General features: G+C 43.0%; 17 protein-coding genes. 7 read left to right on the forward strand and 10 right to left on the reverse strand.

Annotated elements, in window-relative coordinates:
• The first annotated feature begins 163 nt into the window (after positions 1-163).
• The 5 genes from R7F67_RS12710 (at position 164) to R7F67_RS12730 (ending at position 6,793) form a co-directional block, all read left to right on the forward strand.
• The gene (locus tag R7F67_RS12710) at positions 164-1,507 is read left to right on the forward strand and encodes a sodium/glutamate symporter (protein ID WP_213874456.1); all 1,344 of its coding nucleotides are present in this window, start codon (positions 164-166) and stop codon (positions 1,505-1,507) included.
• Positions 1,508-1,711: 204 nt separating this feature from the next.
• A complete protein-coding gene (locus R7F67_RS12715; protein ID WP_005389069.1) occupies positions 1,712-2,203 on the forward strand; it encodes a type II secretion system protein in 492 nt (163 codons plus the stop codon).
• A 271-nt stretch (positions 2,204-2,474) separates the two neighbouring features.
• Positions 2,475-4,214: an ABC transporter transmembrane domain-containing protein gene (locus R7F67_RS12720; protein WP_136977072.1), complete on the forward strand. Its 1,740-nt coding sequence runs from the start codon at positions 2,475-2,477 to the stop codon at positions 4,212-4,214.
• 3 nt (positions 4,215-4,217) lie between these two features.
• Complete coding sequence (locus tag R7F67_RS12725) at positions 4,218-5,993, forward strand: ABC transporter transmembrane domain-containing protein (RefSeq protein WP_258475719.1); 1,776 nt, start codon at positions 4,218-4,220, stop codon at positions 5,991-5,993.
• 251 nt (positions 5,994-6,244) lie between these two features.
• On the forward strand, positions 6,245-6,793 hold the full coding sequence (locus R7F67_RS12730) for a hypothetical protein (RefSeq protein WP_054576911.1): 549 nt from the start codon (positions 6,245-6,247) through the stop codon (positions 6,791-6,793).
• Positions 6,794-6,835: 42 nt separating this feature from the next.
• Here R7F67_RS12730 and R7F67_RS12735 read toward each other — a convergent pair whose 3' ends face one another.
• From R7F67_RS12735 to R7F67_RS12770, 8 genes are all read right to left on the reverse strand, one after another.
• On the reverse strand, positions 6,836-9,058 hold the full coding sequence (locus R7F67_RS12735; RefSeq protein ID WP_258475720.1) for a TonB-dependent siderophore receptor: 2,223 nt from the start codon (positions 9,056-9,058) through the stop codon (positions 6,836-6,838).
• A gap of 200 nt (positions 9,059-9,258) precedes the next feature.
• Positions 9,259-11,235 carry a Fe(3+)-hydroxamate ABC transporter permease FhuB gene (gene fhuB / locus R7F67_RS12740; protein ID WP_054576913.1) on the reverse strand — a complete coding sequence of 659 codons (1,977 nt, stop codon included), beginning with the start codon at positions 11,233-11,235 and terminating at the stop codon, positions 9,259-9,261.
• Positions 11,232-12,116 carry an iron-siderophore ABC transporter substrate-binding protein gene (locus tag R7F67_RS12745; protein ID WP_054574124.1) on the reverse strand — a complete coding sequence of 295 codons (885 nt, stop codon included), beginning with the start codon at positions 12,114-12,116 and terminating at the stop codon, positions 11,232-11,234. The genes fhuB and R7F67_RS12745 overlap by 4 nt, the downstream gene beginning before the upstream one ends.
• Before the next feature lie 11 nt (positions 12,117-12,127).
• On the reverse strand, positions 12,128-12,892 hold the full coding sequence (locus R7F67_RS12750) for an ABC transporter ATP-binding protein (protein ID WP_005377721.1): 765 nt from the start codon (positions 12,890-12,892) through the stop codon (positions 12,128-12,130).
• A 324-nt stretch (positions 12,893-13,216) separates the two neighbouring features.
• Positions 13,217-13,435, reverse strand: a complete 219-nt coding sequence (locus tag R7F67_RS12755; protein WP_005377723.1) for a hypothetical protein — start codon at positions 13,433-13,435, stop codon at positions 13,217-13,219.
• 87 nt (positions 13,436-13,522) lie between these two features.
• A complete protein-coding gene (locus R7F67_RS12760) occupies positions 13,523-14,647 on the reverse strand; it encodes an HD-GYP domain-containing protein (protein WP_258475723.1) in 1,125 nt (374 codons plus the stop codon).
• A gap of 274 nt (positions 14,648-14,921) precedes the next feature.
• Positions 14,922-16,127 (reverse strand): aromatic amino acid transport family protein, encoded by a 1,206-nt coding sequence (locus R7F67_RS12765; protein ID WP_054576914.1) that lies wholly within the window; start codon positions 16,125-16,127, stop codon positions 14,922-14,924.
• A 161-nt stretch (positions 16,128-16,288) separates the two neighbouring features.
• A complete protein-coding gene (locus tag R7F67_RS12770) occupies positions 16,289-17,482 on the reverse strand; it encodes an iron-containing alcohol dehydrogenase (RefSeq protein WP_053307066.1) in 1,194 nt (397 codons plus the stop codon).
• Positions 17,483-18,111: 629 nt separating this feature from the next.
• On the opposite strand from R7F67_RS12770, the gene R7F67_RS12775 reads away from it, so the two are divergent.
• Positions 18,112-19,377: an HD domain-containing phosphohydrolase gene (locus tag R7F67_RS12775; protein WP_054576915.1), complete on the forward strand. Its 1,266-nt coding sequence runs from the start codon at positions 18,112-18,114 to the stop codon at positions 19,375-19,377.
• Positions 19,378-19,431: 54 nt separating this feature from the next.
• On the opposite strand, the gene R7F67_RS12780 is transcribed toward R7F67_RS12775, so the two are convergent.
• Together R7F67_RS12780 and R7F67_RS12785 are read right to left on the reverse strand one after the other, a co-directional pair.
• Positions 19,432-20,034, reverse strand: a complete 603-nt coding sequence (locus R7F67_RS12780) for a 2OG-Fe(II) oxygenase (protein ID WP_005377733.1) — start codon at positions 20,032-20,034, stop codon at positions 19,432-19,434.
• 160 nt (positions 20,035-20,194) lie between these two features.
• Positions 20,195-20,965 (reverse strand): TerC family protein, encoded by a 771-nt coding sequence (locus R7F67_RS12785; protein WP_042522881.1) that lies wholly within the window; start codon positions 20,963-20,965, stop codon positions 20,195-20,197.
• A 411-nt stretch (positions 20,966-21,376) separates the two neighbouring features.
• Here R7F67_RS12785 and R7F67_RS12790 point away from each other — a divergent pair, with 411 nt between their 5' ends.
• Positions 21,377-22,321, forward strand: a complete 945-nt coding sequence (locus tag R7F67_RS12790; RefSeq protein ID WP_042522879.1) for a LysR family transcriptional regulator — start codon at positions 21,377-21,379, stop codon at positions 22,319-22,321.
• The last annotated feature ends 9 nt before the right edge of the window (positions 22,322-22,330 follow it).

The raw sequence follows: 22,330 nt of genomic DNA on the forward strand, positions 1-22,330 counted from the left end.
TACACTCATTTCAAATTGCATAAGCACATTCCTTTGCTTATGAAAACGACATTGATTTCTCAACGCTTTTAGTCACGTATGTGACTTTTTGGCTTGAGAGAGATTTTTATTCAAGGTAGGTCACAAGGACGCTACCCCTTGACTGCATTTACTGGAGGATAAGATGCCTAAAGGTCTAATGCTGACTGACTTAGCCATCGCTGGCTTACTATTGATTTTGGCAAAAGTCATTCGCGTTCACGCGCCATTACTACAGCGTATGTACATTCCATCGGCGGTTCTCGCAGGATTATTCGGTCTAATTTTTGGACCAGCCCTGTTAGACTTACTGCCTTGGACCGATACGTTTACCGCTAACGCAAGCCTATTAACTGCTGCACTTTTTTCTGCGTTAGGTCTGGCAACGGATGTTCCATCACCTAAAACCGTCGCACAGCGTGCTGGCTCATTGTGGGCATTTAACCAAATCGCTTCTGTTTCTCAGTGGTTGTTTGCGGCAATGTTTGGTCTAGTTCTCACAACCTTCTTCTGGCCAGAGATTAATCCCGGCTTTGGTGTGACAATGTCTGCGGGCTTTATGGGCGGACATGGCTCTGCATCTGTTGTTGGTGAAATCTTCACGGGGCTTGGCTGGGAAGATGGCTTCACACTTGGCTTAACGTTCGCAACCGTGGGTATTTTCATTTCAATTTCTGTCGGCATGCTCATGCTGCAATTCGCATTGAAGATGGGTTGGATTCGTAGCTTTACGACCTTCGACAGCATGGATGAACACGAACGCAAAGGCCTTGTTAAGCCTGTTGATCAAGAACCGGTAATGAAAGACACCATGTCTTCCCTGTCAGTCGATTCTTTCGCGATTCACGCGGCGTTGGTTGTAGTGGTAACGGCTTTCTCGTATGTAGCGGCTAACTACTTATCTTCTTTCCACGATAAGGTACAAATTCCTACGTTCGTAACCGGCTTCCTTGGCGGCATGCTTGTGCGAATCATCGCGAAACAAACGAAAGCTTCACGCTATCTTTGTGACGGTGCATTCAAACACGCTGCGGGCATCAGTACTGATTATTTGATTATCTTTGGTATCTCAGCCATCAAGATTACCGTCTTAGCTCAGTATTTAATGCCGATGGTAGTGCTTGCAATCGGCGGTATCACCTTCACACTATGGCTAATCTTCTGGGTTGCCCCACGCATCATGGGCGAAGATTGGTTCGAGAAAGGCATTTTCTCTTGGGGTTGGTTAACCGGTACGGTTGCCATGGGTATTGCGTTGCTTCGTATTGTTGATCCAAAAATGCGTAGCAAGGTGCTTGATGATTACGCCATCGCTTATGTCCCAGGCTCAATCACTGACATCTTCATCATCTCTTTGATGCCAATCGCGATGTATAACGGCATGCACTGGCAAGCGCTTGGTGTAGGATTAGGTTACATCGCAATTGTCTTATTTATTTGGCGATTCATTTTTAAACGTAACCGCAGTGCTCTGACACACGAATCATAGTCGCTTTACTCGGGAGGATTTTGTCCTCTCGAGTTCATTCCTTGGTTTTTCTCAAAATCACTCCCTACCTCAAAAATAAGCAACTTGTTTTATATTTGAGATTTGCAATCCCGATCTCTTACTATCATTCTTTTTTAATACTTGACCTGAAAGTTTCTATATCAGAATAGCCGCCTATTCGTTTCTAAAACATGGAGAAAGGCTGTGCGTCGCTCTCAAGGATTTACTCTTATTGAACTCATTGTGTGCATCATCATTCTTGGTATTGTAAGCGTCGTTGCATTTCCTAAATTTCTTGACTTACAAAAAGATGCCAGAGTAGCGGTTCTATATGGAGCCAGAGAAGCACTCATGACCGCCAACAACTTTGTCTACACCAAAGCAGTGATTCAATCTCAAGAGACAGTAGATGGCGGCATAAAATATAACATTGATCTAGATAATGACGGCCATAACGACCTAATTGGTTACTTTGGATTTATCAAAAATGTTATTCCAGCAAAAGAGCTAGCAGGCTTTGATCCACAACTCACTATTAACACTTGGTACGGGGTAGACAGTCCAGACGAGCCCTACTTCCTTATTGGTTTTGCAAACAAGCCTGTTGGTCCAGAACATATGTGTTATGTCGAAGTTTACTACCCAGAAACTCCTGGTGGCCAAGTGAAATACAAAATACAAACTGACGATTGCTAATTCCCATAGAGAGTGGCAGTAACACTTTTACTTTTGGTGTCTTCATCGTTATTGCAAGGTAATGGCTCCAAAACCACCATTAACAACTATTTCACATAATGTCGTCGCACAGTTAGCTCATAGAGATAAAACCAGTAATTTGCGCCGACACATGGCTATAATTGAAACAATCTATCGTTTTTAAACCCGCCTATAACTTGTGCTTGTAAACTCATCATTTCGCTCAATAATAGTTCTATAACAAATTCAATAATTTAAAGCGGGAGGCGTAATGAGAATATTCTGGCAGCTACGTTGGTATTTCCAACAAAAGTGGAGGCACTATGTCGGATCCATTCTGCTTTTCGCTGTGATATCAGCACTACAGCTTGTTCCGCCCAAAGCAGTTGGCATCATAGTTGACGGCGTCGTAGACAACACTTTAGATACAAATACGCTGATTCTATGGCTCTCAGGGTTAACTGTACTGATCTTTACCATTTATGGGTGTCGCATCTTATGGCGAATTTGGCTTTTCGGCGCAAGCTGGGAGCTCGGGACCATTCTACGTAACCGTCTATATAGGCATTTATCGACACAGCCACCTCGTTTTTTTGAACGTTACAAGACGGGGGATCTGATGGCTCGTGGCACTAATGATGTGCGTAATATCGTTATGACAGCCGGCGAAGGGGTTTTAACCGCCGCAGACTCTTTGATCACTGGTATTGCGGTTTTAATCATTATGGTAACGCAAGTAAGCTGGAAGCTCACCGTAATGGCGCTTCTTCCAATGCCATTTCTTGCCATCATCATCTTCTTTATTGTGCGCATCCTACATCAACGCTTTCGTGTCGCTCAGGAAGCCTTTTCTACCATGTCAGACATGACACAAGAGTCACTTAATGGCGTGCGAATGCTGCGTGCTTTCGGATTAGAAAACCAAGAGCAGCAACGTTTTGAAGAGGTTGTGGATGATACTGGCGAAAAGAACATCGCTGTTGCAAGAGTCGATGCTAGATTTGACCCGGCAATTCAGTTAACCATCGGTCTTTCTTTCCTTCTTAGTGTCGCTGCTGGTGCTTACCTTGTTGATAAAGGTGAGATCACGCTTGGTGATCTGACCGCATTTACGATGTATTTAGGGTTGATGATATGGCCGATGCTGGCATTCGCATTCCTATTTAACATTTTAGAAAGAGGCTCAGCTGCATGGAACCGACTACAAGAGATCTTTGATGAAAAGCCAGAAATTATCAGTGGTAATAAGCCAATAGAAAATAAACCACTTCCGTTGAAAATTGATATCGACGATTTCCACTGGTCTAGTGATTTACCGCCCGCTTTGACGGAAGTAAACATCGAACTTGAACCCGGAAAAATGTTGGGAGTTGCAGGGCCTGTAGGAAGCGGAAAATCGACCCTGTTAACACTACTTTTGCGTCAACATGATTTAGAAAACGGCTCAATTAAATTCGGTGATGTCGAGATCAAGGATGCCCTACTTCCACAGTGGCGCAACCGTTTTGCTGTCGTTAACCAAAGTCCGTTTCTATTCTCCAAATCTATCTTCGACAATATTGCCTTAGGCAACCCTAATGCAGAGAAAGAAGAAGTCTATAAAGCAGCAAAGTTAGCCTGTATACATGACGATATTGAGAAGTTTCCTGAAGGCTACCAAACAGAAGTTGGTGAAAAAGGCATTACACTCTCCGGCGGGCAAAAACAACGTATTGCGATAGCACGCGCTATGCTGCTGAATGCCCAAGTGTTGGTTTTGGACGATGCACTTTCCGCTGTTGATGGACGGACCGAACATCAAATCCTTAAGAATTTGGAAACACACTACCGTGATCAAGCCCTAATCGTTATTGCACACCGCCTCACCGCATTGGAAGCAGCAGACGAGATCATTGTCTTGAATCACGGCCACATTACTGAACGTGGGCAACATAGCGCTTTATTAGCGCATCAGGGATGGTACGCCGAAATGTTCGAGTACCAAAAACTAGAACAGGCGATGGAGGAATAATGAATGAACCAGACCAGCACGTTTAAACGGTTAATGTCTTACCCATTATCTCAACCAAAGCCAATGATTAAAGGACTCGCCTTGCTGTTTATTGCAGCGTTAGCTAGCGCCGGCGGCCCTTGGTTGATTCAATATTTCATTGATGAGCACATCGCTAAAGGTGACTATTCACAAAATGTTCTGATTTCGCTAGCAGTAGGTTATATCGCTCTTCAGATCGTATCGGCAACATTCCAGTATTTTCAGTCATTGCAATTTAGCATTGTCGCGGCTAACACGATCAAAGCGATTCGTAAGCAAGTATTTTCTGGCGTGATTAAGCAGCCGTTATCTGCGTTTGATTACACGCCTGCTGGAAAATTGGTGTCGCGAATTACCAACGATACGGAATCTTTACAGCAATTTTATGAGCTTTTGATCGCGACCGTGGTAAAAAACGTGGTCATGATTGTCGTAATGCTTGGCGTTATGTTTTTCATGAGTTGGAAGCTCACACTCGTTGTGCTTGTATTGCTGCCGATCGTCATCGGCTTTATGTACTTGTTTAAACAGCTAAGTACAGAAAGCTACCGAAAGATGCGTGACCTATTGACCGATATAAATGCGAATCTGAGTGAATCCATTCAAGGGATGAGTGTCATCCAATTAATGCAACAAGAAGAGCGTTTTAATAAACAGTTCAACGAGCTAACCGCAGAGCATCTGGTGGCATCTAAACGAGTGATTCGGCTAAACGGCTATCTGCTAAGACCATTAATGGACTTACTCGCTGGTCTTGCGTTGCTTTGCTTGGTTGCGATCTTTGGTTTTAATGGTATTGAGTTGATTGGTGTGGGGGTACTGTATGCATTTATCAGTTATCTTGCTCGAGTTACTGAACCACTAATTGAGATGACTCAGCAACTTGCTCTACTTCAGCAGGCGTTAGTATCAAGCGAACGTGTTTTTGAATTGATTGATGCGAAAGAACAAACTTACGGGGGCTATCATCAACCATTAAGGTCAGGTGCTATCGAACTTAAAGACCTCACATTTAGCTACGATGGTAAACAGGACGTCCTAAAAGACATTTCGTTGAAGGCCAACCACCAAGACTTTATCGCGCTTGTCGGGCATACGGGAAGCGGTAAAAGCACATTAGCGTCACTGTTAATGGGCTTTTATCCAACGCAATGTGGTGAACTGCTCATAGATGGTCGTCCACTTAAAACATTAGGGAAAGACGTACTTCGCAAAGATGTGGCAATGGTTCAACAAGATCCACATATTCTCCCTGCTTCAGTCAGAGAAAACATCTCTCTCAGTCGGGCGGTTGATGACAATCAAATATGGGATGCGTTAGACAAGGTAGGTTTGGCAGAACAAATTCATCGTTACCCTAACGGGCTAGACACGCAGTTAGGTCAAGGCGAAACTAATTTATCTGCAGGTCAGAAACAGCTTTTGGCGTTAGCACGTGTGCTTGTGGTAAAACCTAAGATATTGATATTAGATGAAGCAACCGCAAATATTGACTCAGGAACAGAGGCTTTAATCCAAAAGAGCTTGGCGGTACTCAGACAAGACATGACGCTCGTTGTTATTGCTCATCGGCTTTCAACTATCCTAGATGCAGACCAAATCATTGTTCTTCATCATGGGGAGTTAGTCGAGAAAGGCACACACAAAGCACTCTTAACGCAAAATGGTCGTTATGCTCAAATGTATCAGTTACAGCAAGCAAACCGACATCTACAACAGATTGAAGAAGACACCAAGCAACTCGAAGAAGCGGTGTGATTTTATGCCCGTGCCTTCTTTTTATTTAGTTGGCATGGGCATAATTGGTGTAACTTCAAAATTTAGCCTTGTTAGCTTCCAATTTCTTCATAATGTGAACTAATTTTCTATTTCTTACCTATTATTGACATAACCCCTCGCTATATCGCGCAAGGTCGTTGTAAAATCGTACGGTACTTAAGTCTACTGCCTGTGGCATTGGACGGAATTCCGCTTTCTAATTATGCACATTAATCTCATGACACAAGTCCATGGACAAAGATAAGTTTACTAACATCTATCGCTTGCCTGGTTCGATTCAAATTCGTATCGGTAAATGGCAAAAGACGTTCCGCGGCACCTCTGATTTAGTTTTACATCAGGCGCTAATGGAGCGTAATAAGCAATTTAAGAAGCCAGACTTTTTACCTAAAGGCTGGTGTGTCACTCCTATTGATGAAAACGACATTACCATTACGCATCACGGTAAATATATCCAAACCGTTATGCGCACAATGCTGGACAGAAAGGTCTCATACAAGCGACTGTTCCTATCTCGAATGACTCTCGAAGAAGGTGAAAAAGTGCTCCACAATTACAAGCTGGAGTGGGTAAGAAAACATAACCAGATCGCCAAAAAGTACAATCAAATTAAAAAGAAACAATATATGAACTTTGCAAGAGAAGAAGAGGAAACCCTCTACCCTTCGATTCCAAAGGGTGAGTTTGACAAAACGTTATGGAACAAACTTGTCGTATCATCGTTTGGCCCGCAGAAAAAGTACAAAAACCCGCACTTTGTCCGTAAAGCCGATTTCTAAATAAACACCCCTAAAGTTAGGGGTGTTTATTTATACGTTAACTCACCAGTCGTAAGTTAAACTTGCAATAACATTTTGTCGGTCGCCATACCAACAAAAACCATCACATGTCGCTATGTACTTTTTATCCGCGATGTTTTTAGCTGCGACTTGTAGCTTGTAATCGCCGATTCGATAACTGACCGTCGCATCCATTAAGAAATAACTTGGTACTTTTAGTCTCTCTTCATTGTCTCCGTATGACTCACCTGTATAGCGCGCGCCTAAGCCAACAGCAAAGCCATCAAGAGGTCCATCAAAGAAACGATAATGTGCCCAAGCTGATGACACGGTATTCGCCACTTGGGAAGGTGTTTTGCCAACCCATGCCTTATTGATGTCTTCTTTTATCTCTGCATCAACGTACGCAATGTTCCCGATCAATGTTAAGGATGGTGTCACATTAGCTACAGCTTCAAACTCAACGCCGTTATTTTCTATTTTTCCTATTTGCGTTAATTCACTCAAGTAGATACGAGCCAAGTTTTCTTTTGTTGCCCGATACGTTGCAATATTGAAATAACCATCAAATGAATCCGGTTGGTATTTCATACCGATTTCAAATTGATCACCGCTTTCAGGCTTCGCTGGCTTACCATTGCTGTCTTCTTGAATAATTGGATCAAAGTACTGAGAGTAACTAAAGTATGGCGTGAAGCCAGAATCAGAAATATAAGCCGTTCCCACGCTAAACGTCCACTCTCCATTATCGACTTTCGTGCGAGCACCCGTGGTAACATTATGTACTTCATTACTTGTATCGTCGTAACGTGCGCCCAATAACATCGCCCATTTATCGTTGATCAGCATATGATCTTGAAAGTAGACGCCGAGCTGCTGATTATCGATTTTCGTTCTTTGTTTATCGGTTTCGCTCAATGGTTGTAGCGTATTCGGATCGAGTAACATTATGTTATCCAAATAAGTAGGATTAAATACATTAAACCTAGGATCGGGCAAAGCTCCCATTGGTGTGTTTAATAATGCATTACCATCAGCAACTATAGGGTCATTGGCAAAATCTTTACCATCGATACTGATCATTTGAAAATCTATGCCCAACATCAAGTTATGCTCAACACTTCCCCCATTTACTTGGTGCATCAAACGATTATCGATATTAAAAGCATCAGATGACCCATCTTCTGTTGAAGCACCCCGAAGTATGGTTTTGCGTTCATTTGATGGGTCCAAAGCCGGCCCCAACGCAGGCACGTCAGCCGAGTAAACGTACGAATACATTTGTCTTAGCTTAACATCCATTTCGCTGTAACGAGCTGCTTGAACAAATGAAGTGGTATCATTAAATGCATGAGAAAACTCATAGCCTAAAGACACCTGCTCACGCTCAAACGTCTCCCAGTTAGGATTGCCTATCGCTAAACTATCACTGATCTTTCCATTTTTGTTTGGCGTTAACGTTCCTTCAACTGGCAAAAATTGCAGATAAGGATCTGAGTCGTCTTTTTGATAGCTCGTTAGAAAGGTAATTTCAGACGTCTCATTAAATTTGTACGTCATCGATGGAGAGAGAAGAATGCGCTCTGCTTCTACCCCACTAATTCTCGTCCCATTTTTTCTCGCTAACCCTTGAAAGCGGAAAGCTAACTGCTCACTCACCTCAGAGTTTACGTCAAGAGAAAGTTGTTTACGGTCTTCAGAACCGTACTCCAAAGATACAAGTCCTGACCCCCCATCAAATTGAGGTCGCTTACTGACAACATTGATAACCCCACCTGGAGGGTTTTGCCCATAAAGAACAGACGCTGCACCACGTAAAACTTCAACCCTCTCTAACGCAAACGGATCTATTTGCCAACTATAGAAGCCAGAAGAATATAAACGGGTACCATCTTGATACAACCCGCTGTTCGCCTGTTTAAAACCACGAATAATAAACCAATCTTGCTTGTTATCTTCGCCAAAATAGTTAGTTTGAATGCTTGGTGTGTACTGTAGCGCGTCAGAAACGCTAATAGAGGCACGATCATCCATTTGCTCTCGCGTAACAACAGACACCGCTCTTGGAGTCTCATTGATGGCAATATCAGTTTTTGTCGCTGCCCGACTCTTCGCTCCAAGATAACTAAAATCAGGACCAACTGCACTGTCTTGCTGCTGTCCAATCACAACTATATTTTCATCTTCCTGAGCCAAGACATTTGGCGTTGATAAAGCTAATACAATCGCCATTGACGTTGGTGTCAGCATAAACTGCCGAGTCATATTCTTCTCCTTTTTGTCGGCAGCCAAACCAACCCTTCGTGAATTCAGCGACCGCTGAAAGAAAAGCGAGTTACGGCATCGCCAGTTGTTTCCGTAAAAGACAAACCAGAGGTTTTGCATAAAGCACTCGCATAGGTTCCGAATGCCACTACGAGTGCTTATTTGTATAAGTACTTTCTTGGTTGAGGCTTAGCTCATCTCTATAAGCGGCGTAAACCCCACATTAAATACAAACCGCCAATGAGAGACGCCATAAGCCCTGTTGGTATTTCTTGCGGGTAAAGGACCTGTCGTCCCAACCAATCAGCCAACAACATCACCCCTGCCCCCAGTATCGCGGCGCATAACATGTGTTGTGACGCTTTGTTAAAACCAAATAAGCGAGCTAAATGCGGAGCCAACAACCCAACAAAGCTAATCGGGCCAACAACCAATGTCGCACTGACCGTGAGACAAGCAACTAAAAGAAGCAGTATTGCGCGTGAACGATCAACTCGAATTCCAAGTGCTTTAGAGGAAGCGGCACCGACAGGAAGAATATCTAGCCATCTTACGCAGAGAAAACTCAACCCTATAAAGACAAGCGCAGATAAAGACAATGGGAGTAACGTTTCAACCGAGACATAGTAGGTAGACCCAGACAACCAAGCCAATGCTTGATAACTTCTTGGGTCACCAGTGGCTAGAATAAAGCTCTGTATTGCATTCATCAGTGCGGTTATCGCAATACCAGTCAACAAAATACGCTCCGGCTGAAAGCCTGACTTACGGTTTAGCAGCACAATGACTAATACCGTCGCTAATGCACCTACGAGCCCGCCTAGAGAAAGAGTGAAAATTGACGAACCAAACCCAGTAAACATCGCGATGATCAATCCCATTGCTGTCCCTGAACTGATACCGATCACTTCAGGACTTGCCATTGGGTTTCCACTTAGGCGTTGAATCATGGTTCCAGCAATCGCTAACATTGCCCCCGCAATTGCTGCTGCAAATAATCTAGGTGCGCGCCACTCCAAAAAAATCCAATTTTGGCTAGCAAATAAGTTTGCCCACCCTTCATTTTGCACAGCAACCGTGGCAAAAAGAACAACAGAAATTAACGTGCCGATCAACGCCAATGAGATCGCTTTAGGGTTTAGCTTGTAAACATGTTCACGATGTCGAGTTAACACTGTTTGAGTATGGCCCTGCGTCTTTTGTGATAAGCGAGGTAACAGCCATAACAGTAGCGGAGCGCCCAGTGCAGCGGTTGCAGCTCCCGTTGGTATAAAACTCGCCATTAGCCCTGGCAGTTGCTGAATAACCAAATCGGTTAAAGTCAATAACATGGCACCAATCAGCATTGATACCCAAAGCTTATGCTGGATTTTATTGATACCTATCAATCGAGTAATCGCTGGCGCCGCTAACCCGATGAAACCGATGATTCCTACCGCAGAAACCACCCAAGAAGTGATTAACACCGCAAGCCCAAGACAGACAAAACGCAACTTAGCTAACGAGACACCTAAACTCTTGGCACCTTGCTCGGAGAGTTCCAACAGACTTAACGGCTTTGCAATCACAAATGCAATGATCGTAGCAAGTGCGATTCGAGGGGCAAGATACGAGAAATCTCCCCATCCACTCTGAACAAGCGAACCCGCTCCCCATATCATTAACCCATTCAGCTTTTCGGTATTCATCATCAGAATAACCGTACTTAATGATGCAAAGTACAGGTTTATCACTAACCCAGAAACGACGACAACCGTTGGAGATAACGCTCGTCGCCATGACAACAGCATCACCAACCCCATCGATATCACACCGCCGATGAGAGCAACCAAATTAGGCGCGATATCCAACATCCAAGGTGCGAATAGCGTAGCTAACATCAAAGCAAAACTTGAACCGCTCGCCACACCAAGTGTCGTGGGTGAAGCGAGAGGGTTACGCAGCACTTGCTGCATCAATACCCCAGCAACCGCTAATCCAGCACCAGATATAATCGTGGTGAAGACTCGAGGCCACCAGCTAAAGTGAAGTAAAACAGAATCGATAGATTGAAAGTTAGGCTCCCATAAACTGATTAGAGCCAACGAAAATGAGCTTACTTGGTACAATTGGAAAGCACCAATAGAAAAGGTAAATGCCGAAAGTAACACCACAAAGCTTAAAGGCATCGTTTTCATTGTGTTAACTCCTCGACCTTACTCGCCGTAACTAACTCTGCGAAACGGAGAGCTGAAGGCATAGAACCAAAACTCCAAACGGGTGCGACTTGCATGACCTTTTCACCAGATTGTTGAACAACATATTGCCAAAATGGGTCTTGAGAGAGCTGCTCCGCTCCACCGTAAGGTAATGGCTCTACGATAACAATTTGAGCTTTTATGCCAGCTAACTTGTCGATGCCAACTAGGCTAAAGCCCCAGCTATTCGTCTTTTCATTCCATGCATTACTCAGCCCAATCTTTTCGATAGCCTGAGAGTAAAGACTATTTTGACCAAAAACACGAACGTGCTTCGTATCCATAAACTGAATCATTAAAAGCGGCGGCTGGTCTTTGTTTATGCGCTGTTTTAATAAAGAGAAACGTTTTTCATATTGTTGGATAAGCGCCTCTGCTTCCGCTTCTCTTCCCAGCTCTTCACCAAACCTCCGAGTGAAACGAGTAAGTACCGACCAATCTGTGATCCCGCTTTCATATAAGTCAATCGTGGTAACGGGGGCAATATCGACTAAACGATGCTTCATTGAGGAGAAGTACGGGGCAATAAAAATACGGTCAGGTCTGAGCTCGTAAATACGCTCTATATTGGGTTGAGTTCTTAACCCTACATCCTTAGTTTGAGGTGGTAACGGTGGCGATTTTACCCAAGCATCGTAATCTTGCCCTTGAGCGACGCCTACGGGCACAACCCCTAACGCCAACATCGTTTCAGTTTGTGTCCAATCAACCGACATCACCCGAGGTGATGCGTCAGCTAGTGCTTGAAAAGAACTGACCAAAAGCGCACTAAGTGAGAGAGCGAAAGAGAAATGTTTAAGTCGAGTGTTTGTACTGCTCATTATTCCAACCTTTAGCTTGGCATCGCCACCGGGTAACCCGCAGGGTGGTCAGAGATCATCATCTCTATCCCATATATGTCCCTCAACTTAGGTTCAGTAAACACCTGTTCAACATTGCCTTGTGCAATCAAATCACCTTGATGTAATGCAACGATGTAGTCGCAAAATCGTGCAGCCAAGTTGATGTCGTGTAATACGATAATAACGCCCAAGCCCAGTTCTTGACTGAGTTTAGAGATAAGCTTCAACATATCGACTTGATGGCTGATATCTAGCGCAGACAAAGGCTCATCAAGAAGCAAATACTCGGTTTTTTGGGCTAACAGCATAGCTAGCCACACACGTTGACGCTCTCCTCCAGATAACGTGTCCACTAAGCGATCTGCGTATTTTAGTGTGCCTGTCATCGCCATTGCTTCTTCAACAATGTCGTGATCTTTCTTACTCAAACGTCCAAGTAAACCATGCCATGGATAACGACCAAAACCGACTAAATCTCGACCTAAAATACTGTCGGTCACTGGAAGATGCTGAGGCAAGTAGGCAATGTGTTGGGCGAATTTTTTCGCTGAGAGATCGTTAATGCTCGTTCCATGCAGAACCACGTCACCAGCGGTGTATGGCTGTTGCTGTGCCAGCAACTTTAACAATGTGGATTTTCCTGAACCATTGTGTCCAACAAGAGCGTATGTTTTTCCGGGTTCAAATGTCACATCAAACGCTTTTAGCAATGACTTGCCTTCAATCTCAAACTGGAGTGCTTTAGCTTCCAACATCCCTACTTCACCTAATAGCCATTTACGAATAACAGTTATTCAGAGCTCTCATTCGTTGATCACGTTTGCCGTTCTTATTCAACAGAACGATTAATAAGGGAGGTTTTATATAACAACAAAGATACAAATGCAAACCGTTGTCATTATCATTACATCAACAAGATCATTGAGAGAATTGCTAAGTGTTAGTGATAATTTGCTCTGCTGAACTTCATTAGTAAATTATAGGCAGGTCAACGAGAGCAGCGGTCTCCCACTGCTCTCGCATAAATTTGAACGAATACTGCAGCGTATGAAGAAATGAAAAATGCCGCAGTGAATACATTAATGACGAGCGTCAGCGCCAAACTCTACTTCTTTATAGATATCGGCCAGCGACTTTTTACCTTGTTTGTCTTTGGCTGAACGCTTTTTCTTAGTTTGATAATGGTATTCTTGCTCCTGAAGTGCTTGTTCGTGCTCTTTTGCTGACTCAACAAACTCAGGATTTGCAAGTGCTTGTTGGCGTAAGCGGTTTACTCTTTCAAGGGTTTCCCACAACATACTTCACCTCCAAACTTATTACTGTATATAAAAACAGTATTGTTTAAATATTCCTCCTCGTCAACATTTCAACTTTGTTACTGCTCTTCACATTAACCCCAAGCCTGTATAGTGCTCGGGATATTTGTGGATGATTTGCTTTATATAACCTTGATGCTCTCGCAGAGCATCAACACATTCTCGAGATAACCATCCCTGATATACCCATTTTTCAAGTTCTAACAATGCGTATGGGATGGACCACGCTTGTCTATACGGATGGTGCGTCGTCATAAAATCAAAGGCATTTGCGACAGCCGTAATTTGCGCGGCGATTGGTATATCATCATTGGTTAAACCATAAGGATAACCAGTGCCATTTAAGTTTTCGTACTGATAAGTAACCATCTGCAAAAACAAAGTCACACTCGGGTGAACCGGATTTCCGATACGGGTAACTATGTCATCCGCTGAATCGATACAACGCTCAATATGTTGAATCAATATCGCCTCTTGTTCTTGAGAGTAATTTGTTCGGCGGCTAGCAATTTCAACTGGCAGCTGACTATCACCGAGCGCATGGAACTGAGCAAAAATACCAATATCTTCGACCATTTCGTCATTCAGGTGATAACGATCCGCTAACTGCGTTGCGATAATTTGACTGTAGTACTTCATGCGTTTGGTATGCGCGTAATACTCAGGTGAATAGCCTGGCATCATACATTGCATTCGGTTCGCTAGCGTTTCTATCGCATTGACTACTTGAGTCTCTGATTCAACCGCAAATCGAATCATTTCGAAATAAGGTTTAAGACCATTCAGCGCTTCTAAACTAAACGCATCACGTTGAGTGGAGTTCAAAAATACAAAACCAGTAAAAGCTTTATTGTCATAACAAGGAATAGCAGCCGACGACTGATATCCGTGTTTGAGTAAAATTTGAACCCGAGGACAGTGATTAATATCATGAAGGTCTTCGACGATACGAGGAACCGCGTTTTTAGAGGCAATATTGAGGTGGTGGAGTTTACGGAATGCTGATTCGTGATGGGCTAAACACCAAGTGTCAAACTCACTTTCTGCAAATGATTTGAGCACATCTTGGTCTGGGTGATATTTTGCAAATGACACCCTATCAATACATGGCAAGTGCGCCTGCATCCTGCCTTTTAGCGTTTGCAGTTGCTCGTTAAGCGGTTTTGCAAACGGGTAAAAACTCCGGTGCGCCATGCTTCACCTCCACACCAAAGCAGAGAAACAAGAAAAGCTCATTGTGTTGCAAATTCAATGGTATTTTGAGCGGTTTTCTCCACTTAAATTATCGATATACCACAACTTAAGTGTACGAAATAAAAGCACATTTCTACCAATTTTTTCACCGGATATCTTACGGTAATTTGATCCAGATTAAAAAAGCCAACGAGCAAAACTCGTTGGCCTAACAATACTGATTGATTACGATGGATTCAGTAACTAGAGGTTATTCAAAGAACGTTCTAAACAACTAGCCTAGAGCAGGAAGCACACCTAGCGTAATTAACACCTGAGCTAATACGATACCAGTGCCAGCAATGCCCGTTATCACTAGCGCACCTTGACCACCAGCGACGCGGTACTCCCCAGTAAAATCATCCGATTTACGAACCTTGATCACCATAACCAAAGGCAAAAAGATGGCTAAAATCGCTAAGGCAATCGCTGCATAGCCCAAAGCCATAATAAAGCCTTGAGGATAGAAAAGTGCGAAGCCTAGCGGTGGAGTAAACGTCACTAGTGCCGCAATCAAACGATTAGGCTTATCGTTACTTCCTTTGATGGTATCACCCAAAAATTCGAATAGACCCAAACTCACGCCAAGGAACGATGTCAACAATGCCAAGTCAGCAAACACACCAACAATGCTACCCAAATTTGATTGGTGTACTGTCTGAGATAGTTGACCAATCAGTGCGCTCAACCCTCCGTTCTCAACAAGCGTACTTTGGCTAACCACACCCAACGTCACGATTTGCCAAAAGATATAAATAACGAGTGGAATCGTCGAACCAATAATAACGGCTTTGCGTAAAGAAGAAGTGTCACCGTCTAAGTAATTCACAATTGCAGGTATACTTCCGTGGAAACCAAACGAAGTAAAGATCACCGGAATCGCTGCTACAACAAGGCCTTGTTCGATTGGCATACTTAACAAGTAAGATTCCGTAACGTTTGGAGCAAGAAAAGAAAGCACCGCAACCATCGCAATGAGCTTCATCGCGAACAGAACTCGGTTTACTTTATCGACCGTACCGGTACCCACTGTCACAACTAAAGTCACAATCAAGGTAAAGATTATCGTTGATGTAGGCCCTGAAATATCGAGGTCAAACCATTGTGCAAGGCGGTCTCCGAACTGAGCACCACCGCCAGCGATATACGCTGCACATAATGAGTAGAAAAGAAACAACATCGCAAAACTTGCCACCCACTTGCCTTTTAGACCTAGGATCTGTTTCGCCAAAGTATGAAGTGTAGCACTACTCTCCGCATGTTGATGAAGCTCAAGCATAAGCAAGGCAGTGAAAGCCATCAGAGCCCATAAACCTAGCATGATGATAATTGAAGTTGAAAAACCAATGCCGGCAGAGGCAAGTGGAAGCGCTAGCATACCAGCGCCTATTGTAGTGCCCGCAATAATTAGCGTACTACCGAATACTTTAGAACGACTCATTGTATATTAATCTTTACACTTTATTAGAAATTATCAGTATTAGATCGGGCAACGGCGGACCGAAACCAACACCATATTTGTATTGCCGTCGATATTGTAGGATCTTTAGCAGAAGATCAAGCAAAGTGTAAGGATAAAAAACCACACATGTAAACTATAATTTACGCCTTGCTGATATTTAACAATAACTGTGTGCATTCTTCCCTGTTCATGAACTTGGGAACAGGGTAATTCCAGTGCGCCTCTTTCAGAATTAAATCAACAAGCGCATCAGCATCTTCACGTTGAATGAGCGCACTGGTTTGCTCAATATCAATAGTTGAAAACAAGGACTCCAGATTCGCCAAAAAATGCTGAGCACTTGCGTTACCTAACTGCCCCTCGGCCGTCAACTCATCGAGCTTTCTTAGTTGAGGCTCAATCTCTGATAATGAAAAGCGCAGCACAGGCAACAAGGCTAATCCGTTTGCCATACCATGAGGTATTCCATATCTCGCACCGAATGTGTGAGCAAAGGCATGAACATAACCCAAACTCGCTTTGGTAAATGCTAAACCCGCGTAATAGGATGCCATAGCCATTTTATGACGAGCTTCGACATCATCCCCTTGCATCACAGCCCTAGGAAGATATTTAAAAATGAGTTTAATAGCGGCAACCGAATAAGCCATCGTTTCTTGAGTAGCGTTTTTCGATACATAGGCCTCAATAGCGTGGGTTAATGCATCAACGCCAGTATCAGCCGTGATCTTAGGAGGTAAACCAATCATTAAATTCGCATCTAAAGCTGCCATTAGTGGCACCAACTTTGGATCCATTAAAGGGGTTTTAATGTGTGAGGAGGGATCTGACACGACCGCAGCGATAGTAACTTCACTTCCGGTTCCAGCCGTTGTTGGAATAGCAAAAAGCGGCGCTGGCATTCGCCATACTTTCAATAGTCCAGCTAATTTTTTTATTGGCCGTTTATTGGTAACTTTCGCAGCGATAACTTTTGCACAATCCATTGCAGAGCCGCCACCCAAAGCTAATATGCCCTCACAATGAAAACGATGATAAGCCTCTAGACCACTCTCTACCTGATCATAGGTAGGATCGGGCTTAACTTGCGAGAAAACATCTAACTGTAAATCGAGTTGTGCTGCTGCCTCAAGCACCTTATCTACAATACCGACTTGGACCAACCCTTCGTCGGTAACTAACAAAACGCGTTTAAATCCCAGCTCGGCCATCGATTCTAATAGCTCATTCATCGAACCAGGGCCGGAAAACAAGGTTGGTCTCGGCATAGGAAGGATAAGGGCTGCTATTTTTAACCCTGCGGTGTAAGTCCGATATAAACGATGCTTCAACATACGAAATCCTTTTCATTTAGAGCTATCATTCTAGCTACTTTTACCACCTATGCTTACTTTGCAATCACACATTTTCAATAAACTTATCTCACCAAAAAGGCTAACATCGCTGGGAAGCCGTACCATTTTATTATCTTTCCTCAACAACATGAGCTACAGAGAAAATATTTTCAACGACGCTCTATTGTCATGTTGTTAACAAGCTGCTTTACCTAATACTCTGTTAGTTACAGAGCAAGCCTCGAAGAAGTCTTCTTATTTTTTGCCTTCAAGAACAACAATATAAATTCTGTTAATCACACATCAATACCGTGTGTCTCTGGTTGAGCCCGAACACGATTTACAAAAATAAAAATAAGAATGCGTTACATCATGATTTATTGTCGTTTTCAAATAAGTCAACAAGAGCAACAATAATCTTTCAAAACTTATACTTAGTTCAAATATCTGACTCTTAACCATGAGCTTCAGGTGATATTATTATGCAACTAGGATTATTATCCCGCCCATAATCAAAACTATGTCTAAACGCCCACCTTTTTGGGGTCTATTCGCTGTCGTACCCAATTTTTCCTATCACCTTCTGATTTGGGTTTAGCGTGGGCTAATTAGCAATGTCGGTATAAACCATGAATCATTCTTGCCATTCCCATACGGACATGGGCTTTGAAGTCGATCTGAAACAAGCACTTATCTGGGTTGCTCGAGCACTCGACTATGTAGGTGTTGATGATACGCACCATAGCCATCGTGTCGCTTACATCGCTTACCAATGTGCTCGGGTCATGAACTGGGAACCAGAAAAAGCGGAGTTTTGCTACTTCGCAGGGATGATCCACGATTGTGGGGTCTCCGAAACACAAGAACATAAAATGTTACTTGAGGAGTTGGTGCCACAAGATGTAAAAACACATTGCTTAAGAGGATACCGAAGCCTCAAGCAGTGTCGTTTGTTGCGTCAGTTTGCTACACCTGTTCTTTACCACCATACACATTGGAGTGAACTAAAATATCTTGATTTACCGCCTTTTGAAAAAGAGGTCGCTGCCCTACTCTATTTAGCCGACCGTCTCGATTTTATGCGTTCCAAATACGTCATGAACTGCCACTGTGACATTGTCACACTTCATGAAGAACTAATTGCAGAATGCATCATGGCAAACGCTGGAACTTTGTTTAATCCAGACATGGCTAAGGCAATGGTTAAGCTCGTTATGACCGACGCATTTTGGTTCGCGATGGAGTCTGAAAATATAGAAACCATCGGATTAAACTTTAAAAGCATTGATTGGCTTCAAAAACAGCTCACCATCCAAGATATGAATAGTTTGGGAATGTTTATCGCTCGAATTGTTGACGCAAAAAGCCCATTTACTTATCAACATTCGCAAAAAGTGGCGGAGTTATCTCGGTATCTAGCCATCAAGCTTGGGTTCTGTGAGCACGACCAAGAGATGTTATTTATTACTGGGTTGGTGCATGATATCGGAAAGTTAAAAACACCAGATGAGATTCTTCATAAAGAAGGCTCTCTTAATAAACAAGAGTATACGCGCATTAAACGCCATACAATTGATACTCAGCTCGCATTACACAAAGTGTTTCCCAACGCTAAAATAGCGGAGTGGGCCTCTAATCATCACGAGCGTTTGGACGGTTCTGGCTATCCTTATCATAAAACAGGAGACGAACTCGATGTACCTTCGCGTATTGTCGCGGTTGCCGATGTTTTTCAAGCTCTGTCTCAGGACCGTCCCTACCGAGGACGAATGGCGCAAGCACAAATCGCCGCGATTATGGGCGAGCAAGTCGCTAAACAAGAACTTTGTTCTGACGTCTATGCAGTGCTAGAGCGAAACATGACCGAGTGTTACGAGCTATCAACTAATGTTTAATCGATAAAGGGCGTATCTACGCCCTTTGCTGATTTTGTGCAGGTTGTAAACCAATCATTTTGCAATATCAAGTACATTGTCTCGCACACCATTGATTCTGAACCAACCTGCAATACTGAAACGCTCAGCATTGGTCGGTAAAACCTCATGCGGGAATTGCTCAGATAAGAATAAAAGTAAGCGTCCTGATTGAGGAGGGATGGTTGCTATCTTATTATCATTTAGATCGTAAACCACCAATTCACCTGCATCCTTTTCCGTCCAAGATTCGTTCATGTAAAAAACGGTTGTCAATCGACGGTTTTCATTACCTTTAAAACAATCTAGATGCTTTTGGTAGAAATCCCCTTCCTCGTACTTGGCAAAGTGAGCTTCATACTCAAAAAGTCCTAGAAACAAGTGACGGTTCACTTCTTGGCGTATTTCTTCCATCTTATCTAAGTAAGAAGTAACCGCGTGCCCCATATTGGGCGATAACCATTGAATTTTGTCACTTCGAATTGACTCAATACGAGTCACATCGTCATTACGACCAATACGCGCTTTTTTCCAGTTACTTGGAATGCAGTCTCGTAATTGAGCCACTTCTTGTTCAGAAAGAAAATCATCCCAGATGTAGTAGCCATGGGTTGCTAACGCATCGATCATTTTATCCATTATTGTCGTTCACTCATATTAGTTGGGCGGTCTATATAAAAAATCTTCAACCTCACAACAAATGCGATTTTTTGTCGAAACGACAACAAAATAAAAAGAGAGCAAAAATAGGTGATGACGAATATAAAAATGCCGCTCATATGAGCGGCAATATCTTTTATTATTGACGAGCTTCTAATCTCGTTGGATGAACTCGCAACGGACTAAGACGTTTAATAGTCGGGCGTTGTTTGTTTTTTAACTGGATATGACAAAGTTCCAGAATTAAGCCGAATGCCATCGCAAAGTACACATAACCTTTGTTGATATGAATTTCGAAGCCTTCTGCCATCAATAAACCACCTAACAAAACGAGGAATAACAAAGCAAGTGTCTTAAAACCAGGGTAACACGACACCAGGTTATTTATTTTTTCGGCTGTCATGACCATCACGATAGCTGACGAAACAATCGCTGCGACCATAAGTGGGACATCACTTGTCAAACCAACGGCGGTTATCACCGAGTCCATCGAGAATACAGCATCCACGGCAACAATCTGCAACAGAACTACCGCTAAACCAGTACGGGCGTGAGTTGAGTGAGCAGACTCGTTGTGATTTAACCAACTCCACAACTCTTTCAGGCTTTTAGCCAAGAGGAATGCACCACCCGCAATCATGATGATGTCTCTTCCGGTAAACGATTGTTTCGCCAAAGAAAATAGTGGTTGAGTCAGTTGCATGATCCAAGAGATTGAAAACACTAAACCAATACGAGCAATAACAGCAAGACCAATACCAAGGTTTCTTGCCAGCTTACGTTGGTGCAGCGGCAGTCTTTCACATAAGACAGAGATAAAAACGACGTTATCAACGCCTAAGACAACTTCAAGCGCAAACAAAGTGGCGAAAATAGCCCAAGCTTCTGGTTGCATAAAAAGTTCTAGCATGAGCATGTCTCCAATAATAAGAAGACATATGGTGAAGGGTTTTGTCGACTAAAGGGGTCGTCCATTAATTATTTATACCTTTGTTACTGAGGGAGCATGAGTAAATCACCAAACAATCAACAAAACAATATCTATTTTAATTAACAAGGAACAAGTTTAATTCGTGTACAAATCAATCAACTCCTCCAAATTGATTAAAATTACATAGAAGCTTTAGAATTGAATAAATGAAAGCATTAAAGTCCAACAAAACTAAGATAAATTTCTAGACTTATAAGCACCATCAATCCTTATGCAACCCATCAAATGCATTGAGCTCAAAGAGAAACAGGCGTATTTCCGAGATAAACAATAGTAAAAATTTGTTTCATGCTGATATACTGCCAAAAATCATAAGAAACCATGCTATTTATGGACTACATTGCTCTTTCGCGTATAAGCCTTAAACATCTAACTGTTTTACATATGTTGTTAACCACTCACAGCGTCACACTTGCGGCAGAACGCTTGTGTGTAACACCATCGAGCGTCAGTAAAACGCTCGGACAGTTGCGCGAAACGCTAAAGGATGACCTTTTTTACCGTGATGGCACTCGCTTAGTGCCGACAGCATTTGCGCTGCATATAGGCCCATCAATCCATGGCATACTCTCCAGTATGAATGGGTTATTACATCAAGGCTCTTTTAATCCGGCTTACTATCAAGGTAGTTTTTCATTAGCAATGCGTGAAAGTTCGTTTGAGCTCTTTGCGCCAGTTCTACAGCACTTGTCCCAACAACTGAGCAATCACGCGCACTTGAATGTCCATGCGAAAGAGGAAATGAGTTTCGATGCATTAGCAAGAGGTCAAGTGGATTTTTTGTTGCTTCCTCACGATCTCAGCCAACCACCCACACAAAATAAAGACTTGGTATGGAAAACCATTTTGAAAGACGAAATGGTTTGCTTAATGAGAGCATCGAACCCACTCGCTGAGCAACCCTTATCTGTTGAAAGTTACCTTTGTGCAAGACACATCGGTATTCATGATAAAGATCTGTCACAACCTTATTTTGAGCAAAATCTCACCCAAAGGCATTCAAAGCGAAACTTGGCCATGCGTGTAGCCGACTTTGGTTCAGCTGCGGTGATGTGTCAGCACTCGGATTACTTGTTCACATGCTCCAAGCTTTGGGCAAGAGCGGCAATGCAAGCAAAAGGTTTGGTTGAGCAAGCTCTTCCATTCGATTACGGGCAAGTAGCCTACAGCCTCGTTTGGAACAAAGCGAGCTTAAACGATCCCGCTTTAAAATGGTTACAGCAACAATTACTCGACGCTTGCGCCATGTTAGATTTAGATGCCTGTGATGCGTAAGCATAGATA

Origin of the sequence: Vibrio sp. YT-17 (genome assembly GCF_033337375.1) — a bacterium.
Classification (GTDB): Bacteria; Pseudomonadota; Gammaproteobacteria; order Enterobacterales; family Vibrionaceae; genus Vibrio; species Vibrio alginolyticus.

Coding starts and splice junctions, on each gene's coding strand:
- R7F67_RS12755 (WP_005377723.1), bottom strand. CDS start 13,435: ATGTTGTGGGAAACCCTTGAAAGAGTAAACCGCTTACGCCAACAAGCA.
- R7F67_RS12750 (WP_005377721.1), bottom strand. CDS start 12,892: ATGTTGGAAGCTAAAGCACTCCAGTTTGAGATTGAAGGCAAGTCATTG.
- R7F67_RS12780 (WP_005377733.1), bottom strand. CDS start 20,034: ATGGATAAAATGATCGATGCGTTAGCAACCCATGGCTACTACATCTGG.
- R7F67_RS12760 (WP_258475723.1), bottom strand. CDS start 14,647: ATGGCGCACCGGAGTTTTTACCCGTTTGCAAAACCGCTTAACGAGCAA.
- R7F67_RS12710 (WP_213874456.1), top strand. CDS start 164: ATGCCTAAAGGTCTAATGCTGACTGACTTAGCCATCGCTGGCTTACTA.
- R7F67_RS12775 (WP_054576915.1), top strand. CDS start 18,112: ATGAATCATTCTTGCCATTCCCATACGGACATGGGCTTTGAAGTCGAT.
- R7F67_RS12730 (WP_054576911.1), top strand. CDS start 6,245: ATGGACAAAGATAAGTTTACTAACATCTATCGCTTGCCTGGTTCGATT.
- R7F67_RS12770 (WP_053307066.1), bottom strand. CDS start 17,482: ATGTTGAAGCATCGTTTATATCGGACTTACACCGCAGGGTTAAAAATA.
- R7F67_RS12765 (WP_054576914.1), bottom strand. CDS start 16,127: ATGAGTCGTTCTAAAGTATTCGGTAGTACGCTAATTATTGCGGGCACT.
- R7F67_RS12720 (WP_136977072.1), top strand. CDS start 2,475: ATGAGAATATTCTGGCAGCTACGTTGGTATTTCCAACAAAAGTGGAGG.
- R7F67_RS12745 (WP_054574124.1), bottom strand. CDS start 12,116: ATGAGCAGTACAAACACTCGACTTAAACATTTCTCTTTCGCTCTCTCA.
- R7F67_RS12790 (WP_042522879.1), top strand. CDS start 21,377: ATGGACTACATTGCTCTTTCGCGTATAAGCCTTAAACATCTAACTGTT.
- R7F67_RS12725 (WP_258475719.1), top strand. CDS start 4,218: ATGAACCAGACCAGCACGTTTAAACGGTTAATGTCTTACCCATTATCT.
- R7F67_RS12785 (WP_042522881.1), bottom strand. CDS start 20,965: ATGCTAGAACTTTTTATGCAACCAGAAGCTTGGGCTATTTTCGCCACT.
- R7F67_RS12735 (WP_258475720.1), bottom strand. CDS start 9,058: ATGACTCGGCAGTTTATGCTGACACCAACGTCAATGGCGATTGTATTA.
- fhuB (WP_054576913.1), bottom strand. CDS start 11,235: ATGAAAACGATGCCTTTAAGCTTTGTGGTGTTACTTTCGGCATTTACC.